We start from the raw sequence: 17,420 nt of genomic DNA on the forward strand, positions 1-17,420 counted from the left end.
AAATTTAGAGATCTTGTTAAATAATACTTTTGGAAAAGTGAAGAAAATTCACCAACAAGTTAAATTATATGCAAGATTATCTAATCTGTGAAATCCCTTAATCCGTTGAATCCGTGTTCAAAATTAATATGCAAACTGAACCAAAACCAGGAACACTTTATATTGTCGCTACACCCATTGGTAATCTAGAAGATATGACTTTTAGAGCGGTGAGAATTTTACAAGCAGTGGATATAATTGCGGCGGAAGATACACGCCACACAGGCAGATTATTACAACATTTTCAAGTGAAAACTCCCCAAGTTAGTTACCATGAACATAATAGTAATAGTCGTATTCCTGAATTATTAGAGCATTTACAATTTGGAAAAGCGATCGCTTTGGTAAGTGATGCGGGAATGCCAGGAATTTCTGACCCAGGATATGAGTTAATTAAGGCTTGTATTGATGAGGGGATTACTGTTGTTCCTATCCCCGGTGCAAGTGCTGTAATTACGGCTTTGAGTGCGGCTGGATTACCCACAGATAGGTTTATTTTTGATGGTTTTTTACCAGCTAAAAGTCAACAACGCCAGAAATATTTGGAATCTTTGCAAGGTGAATCTCGAACTTTGGTTTTTTATGAATCACCTCACCGGTTGCGGGATACTTTAGTAGATTTGGGGGCAATCTTGGGAAGCGATCGCTCTCTAGTTATAGCACGAGAACTGACGAAATTATACGAAGAATTTTGGCGGGGAACAATTGCCGAGGGGATTACCCATTACCAAGACAAAGAACCCCAGGGAGAATATACTCTTTTAGTAGCTGGAAATCCACCTAGTAAGCCTCAACTCACAGAAACCGAATTAAAAAACGAACTATTATCAATGATTAAACAGGGTATTTCTCGTTCTCAAGCTAGTCGTGAGATAGCAAAGGATACGGGTTTATCTCGTCGCTATCTCTATCAACTAGCTTTGACAATTGAACTTAGCAGCTAAGTACAGAGACGATGATCAGGATCTAGAATAGGACAAACTGAATCAGGATATCCAGGATGAAAGGATGTACAGGATAATGATTTAAAATGGTGCGTTACTATATTATATAGCGATCGCTATACTACACCCAAAGTCTTTACCAATGGTGCGTTACTAGTCGCTAACACACCCTAATATTTGGCTGTCACCTTTTTACTGGCTTTTTGTAATAAAAGCTACACTAACCTCCCAGGGAACTATTTTATTCCGTTAAGGTTTTCAGATTTTACCAGTGGGGAAGAAACCGAATAGTTTGACTACTCCACTGATTAAGGCGATAATCACTGCTACTAGAACTCCACGATTAATAAATTCTTGGTTATCTAGTCTTTTATCAATACCAATAACTTTTTCTTCTAGGGTTTTAATTTCCCCTGATAGTTTTCCATCTAGGGTTTTAATTTCCCCTGATAATTCTGCCTGTCCAATTTCCAGTTTATTTAGTCTACCATCAATAATTTCTAGTTTTTGATTGACTTCAGCAAATTGCTTCTCCATTTTTTGATTGACTTCAGCAAATTGCCGATCCATTTTTTGGTTAACTTCGGTAAATTGCTTCTCTATCTTTTGATCCAAACGAGATAATATTTCTTCCAGAGTATAAGTGAGAATTGGTGGGTTGGTTGTCATATATTTTGGTGATAGTTGTTTTATGGACAATAACAGCAACACCTGTCATTTTACTATTTTACCCCCTCTCCACCTATCCATTACCCACATCTTTACTTAACATGGCTGAAAAACAGACAAGATAAAGGTTGTAGAAAATGGTATTGTTGTGCTGCTTGACAAAAGACAATAATTGTGAATATGCGAATAATTAGGTGAACACAATAAAACCAAACTGCGTAAAGAAACGTAAAATCGCCCAAACCCTCTTCACTCTTGCCTCTTGCCCATCCTTGATGATTAGCGGGCAAGACTCGTACTGAGCTTGTCGAAGTATGCCCGCACCACAAGAAATTTTGGGATATTTTTTTAATTGGAAGTCTCTTACCCCTACCCGGAGAATCAAATAGTGCTTACGCTATCGCTCCAAAGGAGAAAACCGCATCATTAAAATCGTAGTCACTTACCCCCACACCCGCAGGTAAATCTTCAAAACCAAAGGTATTATTCCCAAAACTTCTTAAATGAGCCGCACCGTCCGGGTTAGCTACCCCAAAGCTAAAATAGGCTACAGGTAAAGTCGTGTAATTTTGGGCGGTAGCTGGGCTATTATTAGGGTTCGCAGCAAAGAAAGCATTAATTGCTGCTTGGAGATTACCGGAGAAGTTACCACCATTAGCAATTACAAAGGGAGAATAGATTTTACCACCACTGACAATGACATCACTCGCAGCACCACTACTTGAACCCCCTACCCGCACAATAAAGTTATCTACTACCTTACTCAAAGCGGCTTTCGCATAACCGATTTCCCCGGGTTTAATGCCATTTACAGACCCCGTTACATCATCCACCTCATAGAGACCGAACAGATTATTAAAAGCTGCGGTGGTCTGATTTAGGGCATTTTGCAGGGAGTTTTTGACAAGGGATGGGTTGTAGTTATTAGGAAATTCGTAGCCCAATTTATCAACAATACCAGTTAATGTACCTGCTTCCTTGGGAATCAGTTTATCAACAGGAGCAATTGAGATTAGCTGAGTTGGTGCTACTGTGGCAGTTGTAGCTTTACCCGTAACCGTCACCCTAACATCAGCACTTGCGGAAAGACTACCATCAGAGACAGTGTAACTAAAGACATCATTGCCCAAATAATTGCCATCTAACAGCGTATAGGTCAAATTATTGCCATTGATATCTACTTTGCCATATTTACCGTCGGTTTTGCCGGTGAGCTTTAAACTATCTCCTTCAGGGTCACTATCATTGTTTAAAGGGTTGATAGTTCCCGCACTTCCTTGACTGACAGATAATTGATCATTTTTTGCAACGGGAGGATCATTTACCGGAGTCAGATTGATTGTGATTGTAGCAGGATCAGATTCTACTTTTGGAGTACCATTATCAATCGCTGCTACTGTCAATGTGGCAACATTACCATTAGCATTAACAACGGGATTATATCGCAGATTAGCTAGGTCATTAACTAATATCTCTTGATTTTTAGTCACTTGTTGACCGTTCACAAAGGTTAGGCTTCCAGCGGTTGGTAAACTTACTACCTTAATTGCCATTAAATCATTATTGTCTTCGTCTCCGTATTTACCCTTGTCTTTGAAGTCTCCAATACCAAAACTTATTATTTGATCTTCTTGTCCACTTTGGGTGAAGCTTTGCAGATTTGGTTTTTTGTTATCATCCGTTGGGTCATTGGTAACATTAATAGTCACATTCGTAACCTGGGAAGTAGCCTCTGCTGCATCTTTAGCAATAATCCCTAATGTAAAACTATTAGGACTGCGTTCAAAGTCATTGGCTGCACTGGTCACTCCCTTGTCCGTCAGGGTGATTATACCTTGATTATTAATGTTAAAGAAACCAGAATCATTTCCACTGGCGATCGCAAAACCTGTTACAGCTATGTCATCCGTAGCCAAAACAGTTCCTACTTGGAAATTTGCTGTTTTGTTTTCAGTGTAGCTAAAGATTTGATTTGGTTTGACTTCGGGAGCATAATTTACATCTGTTACCGTGAGAGTGAAGTTGGTAAAAACATCAGGAGTATTACCTACGGTGGTATCATCAACATTGACTGTTACACCATAACTGTTCTTGGTTTCATAGTCCAACTTTGTGTCTTTTTTGATGTAAAGAACTGTTCCTTCTACCTCAAAACTAGCAGCATCTACACCTGTTAAAGAGATAGTATTGCTTCCTAGTCCATCATCCGTAATAACAATATCAGCTACTTTGAGCCTAGTTGTGGTACTTGTCCCTTCAGAAAGGGTTGTAATTGGATTTTGTAGAGTAATATTTGTGGGAGCTTGGTTTATAGGTGCAGCATCATCATTATTAATAGTCCCTTTCGCTGTACCATTATTAGGACTGATAACTGCACTATTTGTAGGATTACTCAAACTAACAGTAAAAGTCTCATTGCCTTCAAATAGGCTATCTTGAGTTGTTTGAACAGTAAAGGTTTTGCTAGTTTCACCTGTGGCAAATGTGAGAGTTTCTGTTTGAGTATTTGCAGTCAAATCACTGGCACTAGCTGTATCATCTGTCGCAATAGAAGTAGCTACAGTGACACTTTGGTTAGCCTGAGCATCTCCTGTGCGGGTAACAGTGAAATTAACTGCACTTCCTTCTGTTGCTGAAGCAGCAGCAATACTAAATATGGGTGCAGCGTCATCATTATTAATTGTTCCCTTCGCTGTAGCGTTGGTAGAACTGACAACCGCACCATTATTAGGATTGCTTAAACTAACAGTAAAAGTCTCATTGCCTTCAAATAGGCTATCTTGAGTTGTTTGGACAGTGAAAGTTTTGCTAGTTTCTCCTGTGGCAAATGTCAGAGTTTCCGTTTTTGCAGTTAAGTCATTTGCACTAGCTGTATCATCTGTCGCAATAGAAGTGGCTACAGTGACACTTTGGTTAGATTGAGCATCTCCTGTGCGGGTGACAGTGAAATTAACTGCACTTCCTTCTGTTGCTGAAGCAGCAGCAATACTAAATATGGGTGCAGCGTCATCATTATTAATTGTTCCCTTCGCTGTAGCGTTGGTAGAACTGACAACCGCACCATTATTAGGATTGCTTAAACTAACAGTAAAAGTCTCATTGCCTTCAAATAGGCTATCTTGAGTTGTTTGGACAGTGAAAGTTTTGCTAGTTTCTCCTGTGGCAAATGTCAGAGTTTCCGTTTTTGCAGTTAAGTCATTTGCACTAGCTGTATCATCTGTCGCAATAGAAGTGGCTACAGTTACACTTTGAGCAATCAGATTATCTCTCGAACGAGTCACAGTGAAATTGATGGCATTTCCTTCCAACGCTTCAGCCGCCGAAATTCTAAATTCCGCTGGTGTATCATCGTCAGTAATAGTTCCCAAAGCTATTCCATTTGTAGAACTAATAATTGCACCATTGGTAGGACTGCTTAAACTAACAGTGAAAGTCTCATTGTCTTCCACAAGGGAATCTTGAATTGTGGCAACTGTGAAGGTTTTAGTCGTTTCTCCCTGTGCAAATGTGAGAGTTTGAGTATTTCCACTAAAGTCACTGGCAGTTGCTGTATTTTGTGCCTCAATAGAGGTAGATACGGTAACAGTTTGGTTAGCTTGAGCATCTCCAGTGCGGGTCAAAGTGAAATTAATTGCACTTCCTTCTAATGCCTGAGCAGCAGCAATACTAAATATGGGTGCAGCATCATCATTATTAATTGTTCCTTTGGCTGTGGCATTTGTGGAACTAATGATTGCACCATTGGTAGCATTGCTTAAACTAGCAGTAAAAGTTTCTTGGTCTTCAAATAGGACATCTGGAGTTGTTTGGACAGCAAAGATTTTAGTAGTTTCTCCCTGTGCAAAAGTCAGAGTTTCCGTTTTTGCAGTCAAGTCCGTATCACTGGCTGTATCACCTGTAGCAATAGAGGTAACTACAGTCACACTTTGTTGAGCCTGGGCATCTCCTGTCCGAGTTACAGTAAAGTTAATAGCATTTCCTTCTGATGCCTCAGCGGTAGCAATGCTAAATATGGGTGCAGCGTCATCATTAGTAATAGTTCCCTGGGCTGTGGCGTTTGTAGAACTAATGATTGATACATTTGTAGGATTGCTTAAACTGACAGTAAATGTCTCATTTCCTTCAAACAGGACATCTGGAGTTGTTTGGACAGCAAAGGTTGTAGTAGTCTCTCCCGGTGCAAAAGTCAAAGTTGCTGTTTTTGCAGTCAAGTCAGTATCACTGGCTGTATCACCTGTAGCAATAGAGGTAGTTACAGTTACACTTTGTGAAGATGAATTATTTCCTGTCCGAGTGACAGTGAAAATTATGATATTTCCTTCTGTTGCTGAAGCTGAGGTGATAGCAAACTGTGGTAATTCATAATTCTTCAGAATAGCTAAGGGATTACTATTCGCACTAATTAAGGTGTAATCTCCCTGGGGTGAAAGTGTAAGTTGATTTATGTCCTTAAACCCATCAACATTAACGTTTAATAAATCTTGTGCTGGATTAAAATCGGTAATTATGTTGGGACTTTGCAGATATGCAGCATTAGCTAACCAAAAGGTATCTTGACCATCACCACCTGTTAAGGTGTTACCACCAAGACCAGAGAAGATGATATCATTACCAGTATCACCAAATACTTTGTCATTGCGATCAGGGAATATTTGATCATTGCCTTCACCACCTGATAAAATATTATTACCTTGACCATCGGAGAATATTTGATCATTGCCTGAACCACCTAAAGCCGTATCATTTTCCTTAGCAAAGATTTCATCATCACCTTCACCACCATCTAGGATATTGTCACCTGTTCCTGTGACACCATCAATGGAGTCATTACCTGCTAAACCCAGGAGAGTATAACCGCTGGCAGATGCTAATAATACATCGTTTCCAGAAGTACCACTAATAGTAACAGGTAGATTATTTGCTAGTTCAATAATGCCTAATTTTTCAGGAATTGTTGTGCCAGCAACATTAAAATCATTATCATTAATCAAAGCCAGAATATTGGGGGCAACTAATGCCAAACCTTCTAATTTTTCAACTCCGGTGTAACCTACTTGTGCTGCATTAACAATTAAAGTTTTGTTAGCAGCAATAATTCCAGCGGTAGTTAATTCAGCCGGGCTTAATTGTTCAATAGTCTTAGCACTTGGCAAAGTAAAGTTAGCAGGATTATTGATATTAGTCGCTGTTGTTAAATCTATTTGATAGATAAGTTTATTGGAAGTATTATCACTTCTATCATCTCTTTCTACAACGGCAAATTTACCATTACCCAAGGCAACAGCATCACCGATTTTATCAGTTTTGGCATTACCACTGCCTGTAATATCATCCAAGAGATAGAGATATTCACCAGTTACCTGTTTAGAAACTATGTCAAATTCCAAAATTCGCAAATTACGGGAATTTCTGGAGGTTGTATCAGTGCCATTATCGGGATTATCAATTGGACTTTGAATAAAAGCATATAGTTTGTTACCTTCTAGTGCTATTGCTTCAAAGCCGCGATTTGCCCGTCTTTGGGCATAAACTGCTGGTAATACCTCAGTTCCAAAAGTTCCTGCGGGTTGATCTGGTTCTGTGGCTGCTGCTGTTCCTTGGGGAACAAAACGATCAAGTAACTTCCCATTGACATCAAAATGGTAAATTCCGGGACGATATTCATCCACCAGCCAATAGTTGCCATTTGGTGCAATCACGATACCTTCGACATCAGCCCCTAAAGTATCATTAGGTAAGATTTGACCATTTAAATCAACGCCAATTTCATCAGTGTAAGCTGTTCCACCAGCCCCAGCTTGGACATTGGGAAGTCCAGTTAATGGAGTTGTACCATCTTCACGAAATAACCCAGTTCTTTTGGTAATTGTGATTTGATTAGTCGTTTGATTGAGTTCAAAACTGACTATTTCTGGTTGAAAATTGGGTAATAAAAACGGTCTATTTTGACCAGTGGGTTCACCATTGGGACCACGATCTGTATTAGTAACAAATTTGAGATTGCCATTATCTGCTACACCTTGGAAATACAATCCAGAAAAACCGCCCAAAAGTATATCTTGTCCGGTGGAAGTTGTGCCTAATTTGGGTAGATTTTGAAATTCATAAGTCGTTAACTTTGGTTGGGAAGCTATTTCATAAAAGCTAACGGTATTACTAACTTCATTAGAAACTGCCAGCATGGGACGAAAATTGGGACTATTTTCGGCAGAGATAAATTTTAAGCCTTCAGGAGAGACATCACCTTCGGTTCTAATATACTGAACAAATTGAGGTGCAGTGGGGTTGCTAAGATTATATACCATCACCCCACCGCCAGCCCGTTCTAAGCCAACGAATCCATAAAGAATACCATTAATTACGCCAACAATTGCACTTTCTGGTTCAGGTCCTTTATTATCGGAACGAGTATCAAATTCAGTGGCTGAACCATTATTAGCATTAAAGAATGTAGGCGTTTGTTGTTTGAGAATTTGTTCAATTTGGTCGCCACTGTCATATACTAATTTACCTTGATCATCCCAAATTGAGAAGGAACGAGTGCCGTAAGCATAGAGTTTATCAAAGTCTCCGTCTCCGTCGGTATCTCCTAGTTTATTGGTAACGGTTAAACGTCCTAAATTTTCCGGTTTTTTCAACTCAGTAGCATTAGGAAAAGCTGTAGGATCAAGATTTAAACTAGAAACTCTTGCTTCTTCGTTAAATAGTGATCCTTCATTACCAAAAGTACCATTTGCTGTAGGACGAATCCGCGCATCTCCTTCATTGGCTGTGATATAATAGGTCTTATCAGCAATTTGAAAAGAGCTAATTGCATCGGGTTGATACATCCCGAAAATTGGCCAATTTTGAATATTAATTTTACCTCCACCACTAGAAGTACCATTAACATCTCTATCACTAGCATCAAGACCATTTCCTGGTAAATTATGATCTTTAAAACCTAATGGAACAATTTTAGTAATACTAGCAGTAGCAATGTCTAGAACTGCAAAGGCATTATTTTCTTGTAGGGTAACAAATGCAGTTTTGCCATCGGGAGAAACTGCAATATACTCTGGTTCTAAATCTTGAGCAACGGTGGCATTAAGCCCAAAAAGTCTGACTCCGGCGGCTGTTAAAGTTTCTTTTTGCCCATTAAATGCCGTGAAATTTGCAGTTGTAACTTTACTGTTATCTAAACTGGCAATGTTTCCAGAAACATCAATAATACTAATTGAACCTTCTGGATCAATGGCATAATTTTCACTGGGTTCTCCTTCGTTGGTGACAAGTAATTTGCTACCATCCGCAGTGAAAGTGATCATGTCAGGTAAAGCACCTACTGTTACTTCGGAAATTTTAGTGAGAGTTACAGCGTCATAAAAAGCAATTTTACCAGGGTCGGTACTTATATTTGCAGAAATAGCGATCGCCACAATGCTATTTCCAGTTCCTATGCCTTTTCTGACGGCTACACTTTGAATTCCTGCACCTAAGCTAGAAAGATCAATGTTAGTAACTTGAGTGGGGTTATTTGCATCAGAAACATCCACTACTTGGAGAACAGGTTTATTCGCAGATTCTCCAGTCACAAACAGGCGTTGAGATATGGGGTCAAAATCAGAAATTTCTGCGCCGCTTAATTTAATAGTACCGATATGGTTAAGTTGAATTGAATTCATAATTTTTGTATTGACAATTAGAGGTTTGTTGTTACTTAGTCTGCAACGGAGATTTTAGTCTTTTTGATCTCTAAAAAAATGGGTAAGTTTTTGACTATAAAGAGAATCTATCCCAATTTATTTAAGGAATAAATAATTAAAGGTTAAGGAAAATTTAAAAAACTAGAATAACAGCTTATGTGTTAACCCTGTGTTTTCTAACTTTCAGTAATTTTTGTTCTATCAATTTGGTCTTATTCCCTAATACCTTGTCCAAATTAGAAAAAGCCTTGATTTGTAGGTTGGGTTGTGGAACGTAAACGTTCGCGGAGCAATTAGCATAAAACCCAACAAATGCGTTGGGTTGCGCTGTCGCTTAACCCAACAAAGCAGGAAATGGACAAGGTATTGATTCCCACAATAGATCATATCTGAAGGTGGAACGATAGCTTACCTTTACGTAACTTGTTTGCGTAGCATTCTGTAGAAAGCGCTAAAAAATAAGTATTAATACTGGAGCAAGCAACCAATTAGTTATGACCTTCTCAAGTATATATTGTAGGTATTAAGGAAAGTTTTCCCATGCTTGAGTAACCAACTGACTTAACCAGCGTCTTTGTTGTCTATCTAACATTTGATCATCCGCTAATACTTGGGTCGTTAATTGATCTAAGGACTGACCCTGGGCGCGAACAACTCTAACTACACCAGCAATTACCGCAGCAACTAGTTCTTCATCAACTGGCTGTTTTCTGAGTGCAGATATTTCTTGGGGACTGTCTGGGATAGGATAATTCATGGCGTGGGTTTAGGAAATTTACAATATGAACAATAAACATAAGAATTCAGGGGTCAGGAGTCAGGATGTAGGGGCGCAGGGCTTGCGCCCAGTCAGGAGTCAGGAGTATGGCTAACGCCACGCCACGCTATCAGGAGTTTAGGAGAAAGAAATTGAAGAATAGAGAATGGAATTTCTCCCCTGTTCCCTGTTCCCTGTTTCCTTCCATCTCAAACCTTATGTATCCTGAGTCCTTATACTTGATAAATTATAAGATCTCGCGGTAAGTGGGAAACTCAGTCCTTTTAGGGCTGAGAGGGAAGCGACACGAGCGATTTTAACCGCTGTGGATATTAAAATTGAAACCAGATTTTTGATTGGAATCTGGAAACCAACTCCCATTTCTGGGGTAATGTTAGCTAGATGCCTCCGGCACGCTGGCGCGAACGACCTGTTATAAGAGCTTTTTAGACTTGCAACACTGTTTCAGTGACCTTAAAACTGTTTAATTGCAAATGACAGAGCAGGGAACTAGTGAAGCAGCGCGGTCTTGGGGGTTTCCCCCATGAGCGACTGCTGAACCCCGAAGGGGCAACGCATTCGGTGGGTGTCGTGACTCAAATAACGGCTACCATGAGAGTAAACTCAGGGTGGTCTGGTCAGTACGGCTTGCTTGATTTCTCTTACAAGCCCAGTCCCTTTAGGGCTGGGTTACTGACTAAAATTCTTTATGGGATCTTTATGAAGTTAATCAGCGCAGATTCTAACCTAGTTTCTGCCTTTTTTTAATCTGTCTAACTGAGTAGATTGATAGGAGATATCAGAAAAATATGCAAGAACTTCTTTATTTAGAAATTCCTACGCCCGATACAGTATCCGTTAGCAAATGGCTACAAACAGATTTTGTTGTTGAAAATGGGCAAAAATTAATTACCCCAGATGGTTTGCGGTTGAGAGGCGCGGTTCAAAGTACCACTTCTGGTGATGTAGAACTGTCTATATTTGTGTGGTCGGTGCAGCGAACAACTTATCTCAAGGTATTCCGTTGGGGAGATGAACCTTTTCCAGGGGAGAGAGGTATTCTCCAATCTCTGACACAGGAAATTAGAGGTCGCTTTCCTAATTGCTACCCGGAACTACCTGTCATTGATGCCCAAAATTCAATTTTCGCAGAGCTAGAACCTTATTATCCCTTAACTGTTAAGTATTTTCAGAAAATGTCTAATGGGGAATATCACCTCAACCGGGCTTACTGGTGGGAACAACGGTGGCGCGAAGGGGTAAGAAATCCGCAAAAGCCCCGTCAAGTGGTATTTTATCAAGGGAATAGCCAGGAAACATCACCTGTTCTTTCTCCTGCTGCTAGTCCTGAGTATGACCTAATTTATATTGGTGGTGCTTTGGGGTCAATTCATGCCGCAGTCATGGCTAAATTGGGCTATAAGGTGCTATTGGTGGAAAGATTACCTTTTGGTAAAATGAACAGAGAATGGAATATTTCTCGTGATGAGATCCAAAGTTTAATCAATTTGGGTTTGTTAACAAATGCTGAATTAGCAGAAATTATTTCTAGGGAGTATAAGGACGGTTTTAATAAGTTTTTTGATGGGAATAATCCTGTTAAGTTAAAATCGCCTGTTCTCCATACTCCTACTGTTCTGAATATAGCTTTAGATTCAGAAAGGTTACTGGCATTATGTGGACAAAAACTTCAAGCTGCTGGTGGTGATATTTGGGACGAAACGGAGTTTTCCCAGGTGAATATTAGTTCTACACAAGTTGCTATTAATGTCAAACATTTGCCTACTGGAAATGAACGGCAAGTGAGTGGAAGGTTGTTGATAGATGCAATGGGAACGGCTTCACCGATTGCTTGGCAATTAAATGGTGGTCGGGCTTTTGATAGTGTGTGTCCAACGGTGGGAGCGGTGATTGAAAAGGGCTTTGAACCTGGGGTTTGGGATTCTGAATATGGGGATGTTCTCTATAGTCATGGGGATATTTCTAGGGGACGACAATTGATTTGGGAGTTGTTTCCTGGGGTTGGGGAAGAGTTGACGATTTATCTGTTTCACTATCATGAGGTGAATGAGCAAAATCCTGGTTCTCTGTTGGAAATGTATGAGGATTTTTTCACAATTTTGCCAGAGTATCGGCGTTGTGATTTGGATAAATTAGTGTGGAGGAAACCCACTTTTGGCTATATACCGGGACATTTTAGTGTAGATAGCAGCGATCGCACTATTGCAGTTGATAGATTAATTTCCATTGGTGATGCTGCTTCTTTGCAGTCTCCTCTAGTTTTTACTGGTTTTGGTTCTTTAGTCCGCAATTTAGACCGATTAACTACTCTGTTAAATATCGCGCTCAAACATGATTTATTAAGTCAGCAACACTTAAATAAAATTCGGGCTTACCAAAGTAATGTGGCGGTAATGTGGTTGTTTTCTAAGGGAATGATGGTTCCCACGGGCAAATTTATCGCCCCCCAAATGATAAATGCGATGCTGAATACTTTCTTTGGGTTATTAACAGATGAAACCCCGGAAGTTACAGATAATTTCATTAAAGATCGTTGTGATTGGTTCACTTTTAACCGTCTAGCTTTGAAAGCAGCCCTGAAAAATCCGGCTTTATTATTGTGGATTTGGCAATTAGCTGGTTGGCGAGATTTATTACGTTGGCTGGGTAATTATGTTAGCTTTGCTCGTCATGCTTTAGTCAGTCTGATTTTGGGGACATGGTTTCCAAAATTCCTAAAATGGAATCAATCTTGGTTAGAAAATCGCTTTCCAGGATTATGGTTACAATTGTTAGTAATTAACTATGCAATTTCTACTGGTAGACCACGATTACCGCCAGTGTTGCGTTAGTTTTAGGGACTTCCAAGAAATAAATTATCCTGATTAACGAACCACGGAGGCGCAGAGGACACAGAGGAATAAGGGTTTGAGAGATTTTTGCGTTAGGTGGTTTATCGGTTGTCAAGAGATTGCTTCCTTTCACTCGCAATGACAACTCATGCAGCACAGGTTTATTAGAGACTTCCAATCAAAAAAATATCCCAAAATTTCTTGTGGTGCGGGACGAATTGCCCGCTAATCATCAAGGACGGGCAAGGATGCCCATCCCACAAAATTGGATCATTTTTTTGTGGAGTTCTCTTAGGAACGCAAATTTAATAACCTGCAATTCTGATGTAACCTGGAATGGTGTGTTACGCTGTCGCTAACACACCCTACTTTTGCACCTTATTTAATTCACATTCCTTATTTAATTATATTCATCATCAACATAGGATTCATATATCTCCGGTGTTTCTGCGGAACTAACAGAGTCCGATAGTTGGAAACTGTCATCTGTCATCCGAATAATTTCTCCCGAAAAGAATTTGGCTAAACTTTCCGCAGCTTTAACGACTCCATCATGATCCCAATTTGATGGAGATGGTGACACCGGTGGCGGAGAAAGAGTTTGTACTGGTGCTGTATTGGTAACAACAGGCTCAATTTGGACTGGTGTAGGTGATGGCGTGGATACTGTAGCTACTGGTTGTGGTGTGGGTTGTGGTTCTGGTGTTTGTTGATATGTTTGTTGGGGTGGTTGTTGAACTGGAGGAGAAGTTTGTGGTGGTGGATTTCTTCTGGTAGATGTGGCGTTTGCAGTGGTAGCTTTTTCTAAAGTAACTTGAATTTCTTGCTGGAAAGTTTGTCTAAAGGCTGTGGTGATAATAGGTAAATAAGATTTCACTTTGTCATACCAAACCGCTTTTACACCTACACGGGCAGTATGACCATTAAATTCCATTAAATGGCACATTTGACCCAGTAATGCTTGTGTGGGTAACTGTTGAATATGTCCACGAACTTGTTGCCAAAGTTGAGTTAAATCGTATTGTGAACCTTCTCCTGGTGGTTGTACTGCTGCTGTTTGATAGTTGGTAGGTGGTGGTGGAGGTAGAGGTTCTGATGTTGGTGGTGCGAAATTAACAGATGGATTATGATTTGTGGGTGGATATGCTGGTGGTGCAGCAACGGGTGGATAGGTTGGGGTTGCGGTTGTATTGATTCTTGGCGGGATATTTGCAGTTGGGATTTGAATATTGGCACTGGGTAATAATCCCAGTAATGTTACTTCTAACCATAACCGGGGTTGAGTGGTGTTTTTTAGTTGGACTTCGGCTGTTCTCAGGTGTTGTTGTCCTAGCAAGATGGTACTGATGTCAAATTTTTGGGCAAATTCAACTAATGATGTCCAAGTTGACTGAGTACAAGCCACTAAATCTTGACGATTGGGGGCAGTTTTAGCGATGAGAAAATCTCGATAAAAAGCGGCGAGATTTTGGAGAATAATTAGGGGTTCTCGTCCTCTATCGAGGATTTTCCGGGTAGTGTCTAGGACTATTTCTGCTTGATCTTGAGCGATCGCTTCTAACAATCCAAATAGGTCTTTTTCGCTGACTGAACCCACCAAATCCCAAACTTTATCCGGTGTCACTTCCCCAGCGACTAAAGCTAATTGATCTAATAAACTTTCTGCATCTCTTAATCCCCCTTGGGCAATTTGTCCCACTAAAGTCAGGGAATTATGGGAAATATTAATACTTTCTTTATCGGCAATATGTGTTAAATGTTTTACCATTGCCTCTAACTGAATCCGTCGAAAATCAAACCTTTGACAACGAGAAATAATTGTTGGTAATACCCTTTGTGGGTCTGTTGTCGCCAGAACAAAAACAACGTGCTTGGGTGGTTCTTCTAGGGTTTTAAGTAACGCATTAAACGCTGCGGTACTTAGCATATGACAGTTATGTACTAGTAATCCATTAGCTACAAAGTTATGATTATCCTCAACTTCCAGATCATAAACTCGCTCAACTCCAGCGAGGTGAACAGATTCTACCTTTTCCAAATTTGTAAATGAGCGTGCCGCATCCACATTCACAGGGGATAGTATCTTCATTCCTTCTTTTACGTCTTTGGCTGCTATCCATCCCTGATCAGTCCTGATTAAATGATTACTTGTACACTTAATTTCTCTGTGAGTTGTTTTGATAACTAAAGTTTGCTTTTCCCCTTGATCTAACCAACGGACAACTTTTTTAAATTCCCATTTTTTAGAGGATTCATTGTAACTAAGAACTTTTTGTCCTTTAATATTCGGGTTGTCAATGCGAACAAGTCCGGTATTAGTGAGAATTAAAGAATCTCCTGTTAGACATTCATCAATCACATATACTTTATAACGGCACTGCATCGGGGCAAACTGCGCCCGTTCAATCAGTTCCCGGATATTATCAACACCAGTATTACTAGCAGCGTCAATTTCAATAACATCAGTAGAATAGCCTTTAGTAATACCCTGACAGATTTCACAAACGCCGCAGGGTTGAGGGGTTGGCTGGTTGCCTTGGAGACAATTGAGAGATTTGGCGAGAATTCTCGCACTGGAAGTTTTTCCTGTACCTCTGGGGCCAGTGAACAAATAGGCAGGGGCGATTTTCGCTGAGAGAATGGCGTTTGTTAGGGTAGTAGCGATCGCCTCTTGACCCACTAGTTCAGCGAAGCTCTTTGGCCGATACTTATGGTGCAGTGGTTCGTAAGACATGGAGACAGGTTTAAATCCGTATATCCCAGGTAAATTTTAGGGTTTTACCATTCTAACAACTCATGGCATTCGATTTTGGATTGACAATTTTGGATTTTGGATTAACTTCACCCTAAGAGAACTCCACAAAAAGAAATGCCCAATGTCATTCTGTTCGCCCAGCGTGCCAGAGGCGTTACGAAACGAAGTGTAGTGAAGAATCTCAAGAGATGCTTCGTTTCGCTATGGCTAACGCCACGCTCCGCGAACGCTACACTCAGCATGACAAAACAGGATCATTTATTTTGTGGCTTACTCTAAAGGACGGGTCTTGTAGCAAGTTTTTTAATCTAAAATCTAAAATTTTTTATTTACAGTCTCTTACGCTGTTGTGTACTATACTACAAACGGTTCATAGTTTAAAGAAAGATGGAACCCCCCTCCAAACCTCTCCAGTATTAAATGTTATTCCTTTTCCCTCTCCTCTTAGGAGAGGGTTAGGGAGAGGCTTTAAACTTGTTCTTTGTGTTATAAAAAAGTCCAAGTTTTAACCGTTTTGAGTATAAGTAGGTTGGCGTTAAAAATTGTCGTTATGACAAGGGAAGAGGTTTTGGGCAACTTTACTTTTCGTTACATATTACTCTTCGAGAAGCCGCTCCGCGTCTACGGTTTTTTCCGTTCACCTACTTAGTCACTCCCACAGGTGACATACTCCACACACTCCCTCTCAGGTGAGTGTGGGCTTCTCAGGGACTCTTCTTTGAAGACATTAACTGAGCTTTAAAGCCCTATGCCCTAGGGACTTGTGGAGATAATTTTTAACTTTTGTAATAGGCTGCTTTTTAGCATTTAATTTGGGTTACACCTATCACCTAGAATTGTATCAGATATTTGGAGAAAAACAAAAAAAGTGTTCGTTCCGCACTTCGTGCCGCTGCGCTAACATCGACCAACATTGCTGATTTCGCTATGCTCAATTTTGCTCGTTGGTCAATTCTTAACTCGCGCGTATTGTATTCATCTCATCACCTCCCTATCGGGTAGGTGAGAGGCTTCTACTGTTTAAGCTAAAATTTTAATAGGCAACATCAATGGTGCATCAAATGTTCAAGCGGCTAATTCAATGGCTCAAAAAAATTTTTCGGCACTTGTTTGGTGGTAAACAAAATCTCACCCTCAGTCGAGAGGAAGTCCCCACACAAGTAGCTCCACCCCTAAGTGATACAGATTTAGAATTTCTATTTACAGAACTACTAGAAGGGGTTCATCAGGTCAAGGGACAAGCTTGGGCGCAAAAATGGTTACATAGTCTTGAACATCGTGTTAGTACGGAACAGTGGTTAGAATGGTTAATCCGTTTTGGAGACAGATTATTAGCATCTGCTAAACCTCATAATGAATTAGCAGCCAGATTAGTCCAACTTGGTGAACTAGGAGTTGGGGAAATCAGTAATCTGTCCTACGATATAGGCATGAAAGTCTTAACACTTAATCCAGGAGAACCAATTTGGGAATATGACGGTCCTGATGTAGTGGAGAGTAATCCCTTAGTATCTGCCAACACAGAGGAAAATTTATCCGAAGGGGAATACAAAACTGTTACCCTAGATGAACTGTTGATGATGTTACAACAGGATGAGAACCTATGTGAGCAAATCTCCCAACAACTAGGAGTGGAAACACAAAATCCCGAAGAGATTATTCAGGTATTGGTTAATCAGTATAATGAAGCAAAGGAACCTTCTGTATAATAAAAATTGG

7 protein-coding genes are annotated in these 17,420 nt (G+C 40.1%); 3 read left to right on the forward strand and 4 right to left on the reverse strand.

The window, feature by feature from the left end; all coding sequences use genetic code 11:
• Nucleotides 1–128: 128 nt before the first annotated feature.
• Nucleotides 129–983 carry a 16S rRNA (cytidine(1402)-2'-O)-methyltransferase gene (rsmI, locus tag HEQ36_RS05500; RefSeq protein WP_168634847.1) on the forward strand — a complete coding sequence of 285 codons (855 nt, stop codon included), beginning with the start codon at nt 129–131 and terminating at the stop codon, nt 981–983.
• A gap of 258 nt (nt 984–1,241) precedes the next feature.
• Here the strand turns inward: rsmI and HEQ36_RS05505 are convergent, their stop codons facing one another.
• The 3 genes from HEQ36_RS05505 to HEQ36_RS05515 form a co-directional block, all read right to left on the reverse strand.
• A complete protein-coding gene (locus HEQ36_RS05505; RefSeq protein WP_053538561.1) occupies nt 1,242–1,652 on the reverse strand; it encodes a hypothetical protein in 411 nt (136 codons plus the stop codon).
• A gap of 392 nt (nt 1,653–2,044) precedes the next feature.
• Nucleotides 2,045–9,316 (reverse strand): choice-of-anchor I family protein, encoded by a 7,272-nt coding sequence (locus HEQ36_RS05510; protein WP_290706944.1) that lies wholly within the window; start codon nt 9,314–9,316, stop codon nt 2,045–2,047.
• A gap of 544 nt (nt 9,317–9,860) precedes the next feature.
• Complete coding sequence (locus HEQ36_RS05515; RefSeq protein WP_039200269.1) at nt 9,861–10,094, reverse strand: hypothetical protein; 234 nt, start codon at nt 10,092–10,094, stop codon at nt 9,861–9,863.
• An 809-nt stretch (nt 10,095–10,903) separates the two neighbouring features.
• On the opposite strand from HEQ36_RS05515, the gene HEQ36_RS05520 reads away from it, so the two are divergent.
• A complete protein-coding gene (locus HEQ36_RS05520) occupies nt 10,904–12,946 on the forward strand; it encodes a flavin-dependent dehydrogenase (protein ID WP_290706947.1) in 2,043 nt (680 codons plus the stop codon).
• 400 nt (nt 12,947–13,346) lie between these two features.
• On the opposite strand, the gene dnaX is transcribed toward HEQ36_RS05520, so the two are convergent.
• Nucleotides 13,347–15,680, reverse strand: coding sequence for a DNA polymerase III subunit gamma/tau (gene dnaX / locus HEQ36_RS05525; RefSeq protein ID WP_168634850.1), 2,334 nt, complete (start codon nt 15,678–15,680; stop codon nt 13,347–13,349).
• A gap of 1,070 nt (nt 15,681–16,750) precedes the next feature.
• On the opposite strand from dnaX, the gene HEQ36_RS05530 reads away from it, so the two are divergent.
• On the forward strand, nt 16,751–17,410 hold the full coding sequence (locus HEQ36_RS05530) for a hypothetical protein (protein WP_168634851.1): 660 nt from the start codon (nt 16,751–16,753) through the stop codon (nt 17,408–17,410).
• The last annotated feature ends 10 nt before the right edge of the window (nt 17,411–17,420 follow it).

The organism is Anabaena sp. 54 (assembly GCF_017355725.1).
Classification (GTDB): domain Bacteria; phylum Cyanobacteriota; class Cyanobacteriia; order Cyanobacteriales; family Nostocaceae; genus Dolichospermum; species Dolichospermum heterosporum.